Consider the following 6,017-nt stretch of genomic DNA (forward strand, 5'->3'; position numbering starts at 1 on the left):
TAAAAATTAATACTTTCAGATCCCCGACTTCTTTGAGAAGTCGGGGATATTGTTTTTCAACAACAGTCAGAAAAAGACTACTCATACCATTTCACGAAAAATCTGATACAGATGTAAACCCTGAAAGGTTTAATGTATCTAAGTTTTTTAATTGTGAATTGCGACTTGCGAATTGAGAATTGGTATCAGCACTCTTCATATTGTCAGTAATTTCTCGGAAAAATTCTTCAAAAACCACTTTACGAGTATAAAATTATACTCTATAATATATTCAGCACGATAAAGGCGATCGCCTCATCCCGCGAAGAAGTGTGCGATCGCCTTATCTGGCTCCCATATATAGGAGATGAATACAATCATGGCACAAGTTACCGAAAAACCAGTTTCCCAAAGAGAACCAATTAAACACTTACTCATTGGTTCCCCCAAAGCCGTCACCAGCACAATCCATTATTTGCAAGTTATCGGCTACGCCAGCGTCGGCGACTGGAGTCCACTAGTACCCACCACCAACGAAGGCGAAGTCATGAGCATCTTAACTAGGCAAATTCTTATGCAATAAAGTACCCACAAAGGTTGTCTGTTAAATGAGAGTGTGAGGGGATAAGGGTGTGAACATCAGCCAAACATTGTAAGAGTTTTGAACATCTACACCCCTACACCCTCTAACCCCTAGCCCCTAGCTTATACAAAACTAAGCGTTACAAAAAATGTAACAGCAACAGCAATATCTCAGCAAATTAGTAAAATAACAAAAGATTTTCCGCAATCTCGCTGATGACAAATCAACAATTGTCATTAGCAAATGTCATAGCTGTGAGCTAATGCTGATATGGTCAGGCTCAGGCATTGCATATAGCGGTTCTTACTTGCTTGTAATACAGTCGGAACCCCACCCCGCATTTGCTAACGCAAACGCGGGGTGGGGTTGGACTGAAATGAACTTCTGGTTGAGTCCTCTTGAGAGGACTTGCGCTATGAGACTCGGAATTGATTCCAAGGCGGGATAGATGCACTCAACCCAGATTTGTATGTACGCCATAGTCTCAAAGATGTCGGGTTTTGTTCCTCAACCAAACCTACACCTGATATACAAAAAACTATGAAAAATCCTTTTCCCCACTATCTTTTTTTACCTTTATTGCTGAGTTCGCTGTTGTTGTCAGATACAGTCAGCGCAACATCAAAAAATCAAACCTTACAGATAGCACAACAACCAACCCAACCAGACGCAACCCGCGCCGCAGCACAACAAGCATTAAGTGAAGGAACAGAGTTGTACAAGCAAGGTACAGCCGAAAGCTTAAAACAAGCACTTGAAAAATTGCAAATTGCCTTACCCCTGTGGCAGAAATTAGGCGGTAAATCTGAGGAAGCTTTGACTCTACTGGGAATTGGTCGAATCTATGACGATTTAGGAGAAAAACAGAAAGCTCTAGAATTTTACAACCAAGCTTTGCCTCTATGGCGTGAGGTGGGCAATCGCTCAAGCGAAGCTGCTACTCTTAATAATATTGGTCGAATCTACGAAGATTTAGGAAAAAAGCAGCAAGCACTGTCATTTTACAACCAAGCTCTGCCTATACGTCGTGCGGTGGGCGATCGCTCTGGAGAAGCCACTATTCTTAATAATATCGGTTTAGTCTACTCAGATTTAGGAGAACAGCAAAAAGCACTTTCATATTACAACCAAGCTCTGCCTATACTTCGTGCAGTGAGCGATCGCGCAGGCGTTGCTACTACTCTCAATAACATTGGTGCAGTCTACTCAGATTTAGGAGAACAGCAAAAAGCACTGTCATATTACAACCAAGCTCTGCCTATACGTCGTGCAGTGGGCGATCGCGCAGGCGTTGCTACTACTCTCAATAACATTGGTGCAGTCTATTCCGATTTAGGAGAAAAGCAGAAAGCACTGTCATATTACAACCAAGCTCTGCCTATACGTCGTGCAGTGGGCGATCGCTTTGGGGAAGCCACCACTCTCAATAACATTGGTGCAGTCTATTCCGATTTAGGAGAAAAGCAGAAAGCACTGTCATATTACAACCAAGTTCTGACCATAGATCGGGCATTGAATGATCGTGCTGGGGAAGCCACTACTCTCAATAACATTGGTTCAGTCTACTCAGATTTAGGGGAAAAGCAGCAAGCACTGTCATTTTACAACCAAGCTGTGTCCCTATTTCAGGTATTGGGTAACCGTACTGGAGAAGCTACTACTCTTAATAATATTGGTCGAATCTACTCAGATTTAGGAGAAAAGCAGCAAGCACTGTCATTTTACAACCAAGCTCTGCCTCTATCTCATGCAGTGGGCAATCCCTCTGGGGAAGCCACTATTCTTAATAACATCGGTTTAGTCTACTCAGATTTAGGAGAAAAGCAAAAAGCACTGTCATTTTATAACCAAGCTCTAACGCTCAGACGTGCAGTAAGCGATCGCATAGGCATTGCCACTAATCTCACTAATATCGGTTCAGTCTACTCAGATTTAGGAGAAAAGCAGAAAGCACTTTCATATTACAACCAAGCTCTAACGCTCAGACGTGCAGTAAGCGATCGCTCTGGGGAAGCTAGAACTCTCAATAACATTGGTCGAGTCTACTCAGATTTAGGAGAAAAGCAGCAAGCACTGTCATATTACAACCAAGCTCTACCTCTATCTCATGCAGTGGGCGATCGTTCTGGGGAAGCTGGTATTCTCTTCAACATCGCTGACTTAGAACGAAGCAAAGGCAATCTGCAAACCGCACTGACCCAAATCCAAGCATCTATCAAAATTGTGGAAGAATTACGCACCAAAATTGATAGTCAAGAATTGCGTACTTCCTACTTCGCCACAGTACAAAACTATTACCAGTTCTATATTGACCTACTAATGCAGTTGCACAAACAAGAACCAAGCAAAGGTTATGCTGCCCAAGCACTGCACATCAGCGAACGTTCCCGCGCTAGAGTTTTAATTGAACTCTTAACCGAAGCTAATATTGATATCCGCAAAAATATTACCCCGGAATTAGCAGCCGAGGAAAAACGCCTGCAACTGCTACGAGAAGCCAAAGAAAAACAACTATCACAACTTGCCAGTCAACTCCAACCATCAGCAGCACGCATCACCGCTACCAACAAAGAAATCGAAGACATCCTCAAACAACAGCAAGAACTCACAAACAAAATTCGGGCGAATAACCCAGAATATGCCGCCTTGAAATATCCCCAACCCCTCACCTTGCCGCAAATTCAGCAACAACTCGACAAAGACACACTCTTATTGCAATACTCCATCGGTAAAGAACGCAGCTATCTGTGGGCTGTCACACCCAATTCTCTCAACAGCTACGAACTACCAGGGCGCGACAAAATAGCCCAAGCTGTCAAGAACTATAAAGAACCATTACTTTATTGCCAAATCCAAGGCGTTGACTGTCGAAAACCTTCCTATCGCAAAAAACCATTTTTCCCAGCAGCAACCCAACTCAGTCAACTTATCCTCGCACCTGTGGCTGATAAATTAGCTGACAAACGCTTAGTTATCGTTGGCGATGGCGCATTACAAGATATTCCCTTCGCGGCCTTAGTTGCACCCAACACTCCCGCCACCAACCAAAAAGATTACCAACCCCTCATCCTCAAACATGAAATTGTCAATTTGCCTTCCATAACGGCTATTGCTACCCACAGGCAAAAATTGCGTCAAAGGCAATTAGCACCCAAAACTTTAGCAGTTCTGGCTAATCCGGTGTTTAGTGCCGAAGATGAACGGGTAACAGGTAAACCAGCAGGAATTACACCAAACTTAGACATCCGTGGTCAATTAGAACAGTCTGCCTTAAAACGCGCCGCACGCAATATCAACCGCAGTCAGTGGTGGGATGCGCTTCCCGGTACGCTCAAGGAAGCAGAGGCAATTTTACCATTAGTCCCATCAGACAGCCGCCTATTAGCTGTTAACTTCGATGCTAACTATAACTGGGCAACCAGCAAACAACTTGCACAATATCGCTTTGTGCATTTGGCAACACATGGCTTTGCTGATCCCACTAACCCAGAGTTATCAGGAATTGTGCTGTCTTTAGTTAACAAGCAAGGTCAATCTATCCCTGGTTATTTGCGGCTGAGTGATATTTTTAACCTGAATTTACCTGCTCAATTAGTGGTATTAAGTGCCTGTGAAACTGGTCTAGGTGCAGATATCAAAGGCGAGGGCTTGGTTGGGTTGACAAGAGGTTTAATGTATGCAGGTTCAGCCAGTGTGGCCTTGTCGTTGTGGCAAGTGAGTGATGACGCGACACCAGAACTAATGAAGGAGTTTTATCAACAAATGTTGCAAGGGAAAAAGTCACCAAATACCGCCTTACGTGCAGCGCAAATAGCTATGTTGCAAAATCCCGATTGGCGTTATCCGTACTATTGGGGGGCTTTCACAGTTCAGGGTGAATGGCGATGAGGAGGAAGGTTCACCCAGAGACGCAGAGAGGTGTTTAATCAGATTCTCGTTGAGAAATGGTATTAGTGTTCATAAATAAAGGAGTTTGATGTCATGAATAACAAATCTGTTTTATTTATCTCTGGTGTGGTTGGTGTGATGACTTTGGGTGTGTGGTTTTCTGTGGAAGCACAGGTGAAAAAACAACCAGCAACAACCACCGCCCCGACGTTAGAAAAAGTAGATCAGTTAGTATTACAACATGATGGCAAACCTTTTAAACCATCAGAATTAGAACAATCAAATAAACCTATTAAAAAAGGAACCAGGGGAACCGTAGGTAGAGACGATCGCCTGCCAATGTTAAGCAATAATTATCCTTGGTCTACTGTTGGTCGAATTGTCGGTGAATCGAACTCCCAAACTTACACCTGTACAGGAACTTTAATTGATGAAGATATTGTATTAACCAATGCTCATTGTGTAGTTGATCCCAAAACTGGCAAGGTAGCAGATAGAGTTGCCTTTCTACCTAATGTAGTTGATGGTCGATATCAAGATAGAGCTTATGCAGTGCAGTATCTAGCGGGTACACACTTTCAAGATCAAAATGCTGCGGCTAATGATTGGGCGGTAATTAAAATTGATCGACCTCTGGGGCGTAAATATGGTTATCTAGGTTGGAAGTCCTTACCTTCTACAACTTTAGTTCGCAATGAGAAGAAATACTTTTTTGTGGGATATTCTGGTGATTATCCCCAAGCAGAAACAGAAAAGTTTTGGGGTTTAACAGCCGGACAAGGATGGACAGCAGGTTTTCAAGCTGGTTGCAGTATTGTAGATGAACAGTCCAATATCTTATTACATGACTGCGATACTGCGGGTGGTTCATCTGGCGGCCCCATTATTGCTTCGATTGGTGGTGAGCCTTATATTGTAGCTTTAAATAACGCGGAAATTAAAGATAGTAGCACTGGTAAAGGCATCATTAATTTGGCTGTGAAAATATCCTTTTTAGATAGGTTATTTGGGAAGAAATAAGGGGTTAGAGGCTAGAGGTTAGAGATCGATAACATGTTCGGTTAATCAGTTATGATTCAGCACATTTGTGCAGAAAGACACAACTCTTCCTCTACCTTTCCTCTGCGGTCTTTATGATAAGTATTTTACCGGAAGACCAGAACCCAACATTATCAGCTTCAAATTACCAAAAAATTCGCCAAGCGATCGCTCGTTTTCCGTAAACTCTACCTCCACCACCTGGTAGTGCAATAAATCTCAATGTGAGTCGTTGAGATTAGATGTAGGGTTATGAAGTGTAGGTGAAAAGCTTGAATTTGTAAGTATGTAATGGTTCAGCTTAATTCTTGCCCACGCCTTCCTCTTACCCTCTTTTAAGTAAGTCGATGCAATAAAACCAAACTATGTAAAAAAAAGTAAATAAAGCTCAAACGCTTTCTCCCCCTGCCCCCTGCCTGACAGGTGTAGGTTTTTTACAAAGGTGTGAGTAGTCAATCACTCTCGACAGAAAATAAAAGCAGAATCATAGAGTGAAACAGAGGCTCAAATGCTAAAAAATGAGTACCTC

3 protein-coding genes are annotated in these 6,017 nt (G+C 42.7%); all 3 read left to right on the forward strand.

Translation table 11 applies throughout. The annotated features are described in order from the left end of the window. The first annotated feature begins 346 nt into the window (after nt 1-346). The 3 genes from H6G74_RS10300 (at nt 347) to H6G74_RS10310 (ending at nt 5,470) form a co-directional block, all read left to right on the forward strand. Nucleotides 347-562, forward strand: coding sequence for a hypothetical protein (locus tag H6G74_RS10300; protein ID WP_190967574.1), 216 nt, complete (start codon nt 347-349; stop codon nt 560-562). Nucleotides 563-1,102: 540 nt separating this feature from the next. After that, nucleotides 1,103-4,450 carry a CHAT domain-containing tetratricopeptide repeat protein gene (locus H6G74_RS10305; protein ID WP_190967575.1) on the forward strand — a complete coding sequence of 1,116 codons (3,348 nt, stop codon included), beginning with the start codon at nt 1,103-1,105 and terminating at the stop codon, nt 4,448-4,450. A 93-nt stretch (nt 4,451-4,543) separates the two neighbouring features. Then, nucleotides 4,544-5,470 carry a trypsin-like serine peptidase gene (locus tag H6G74_RS10310; protein ID WP_190967576.1) on the forward strand — a complete coding sequence of 309 codons (927 nt, stop codon included), beginning with the start codon at nt 4,544-4,546 and terminating at the stop codon, nt 5,468-5,470. The last annotated feature ends 547 nt before the right edge of the window (nt 5,471-6,017 follow it).

The organism is Nostoc spongiaeforme FACHB-130 (genome assembly GCF_014698475.1).
Classification (GTDB): domain Bacteria; phylum Cyanobacteriota; class Cyanobacteriia; order Cyanobacteriales; family Nostocaceae; genus Nostoc_B; species Nostoc_B spongiaeforme.

Coding starts and splice junctions, on each gene's coding strand:
- H6G74_RS10300 (WP_190967574.1), top strand. CDS start 347: ATGAATACAATCATGGCACAAGTTACCGAAAAACCAGTTTCCCAAAGA.
- H6G74_RS10305 (WP_190967575.1), top strand. CDS start 1,103: ATGAAAAATCCTTTTCCCCACTATCTTTTTTTACCTTTATTGCTGAGT.
- H6G74_RS10310 (WP_190967576.1), top strand. CDS start 4,544: ATGAATAACAAATCTGTTTTATTTATCTCTGGTGTGGTTGGTGTGATG.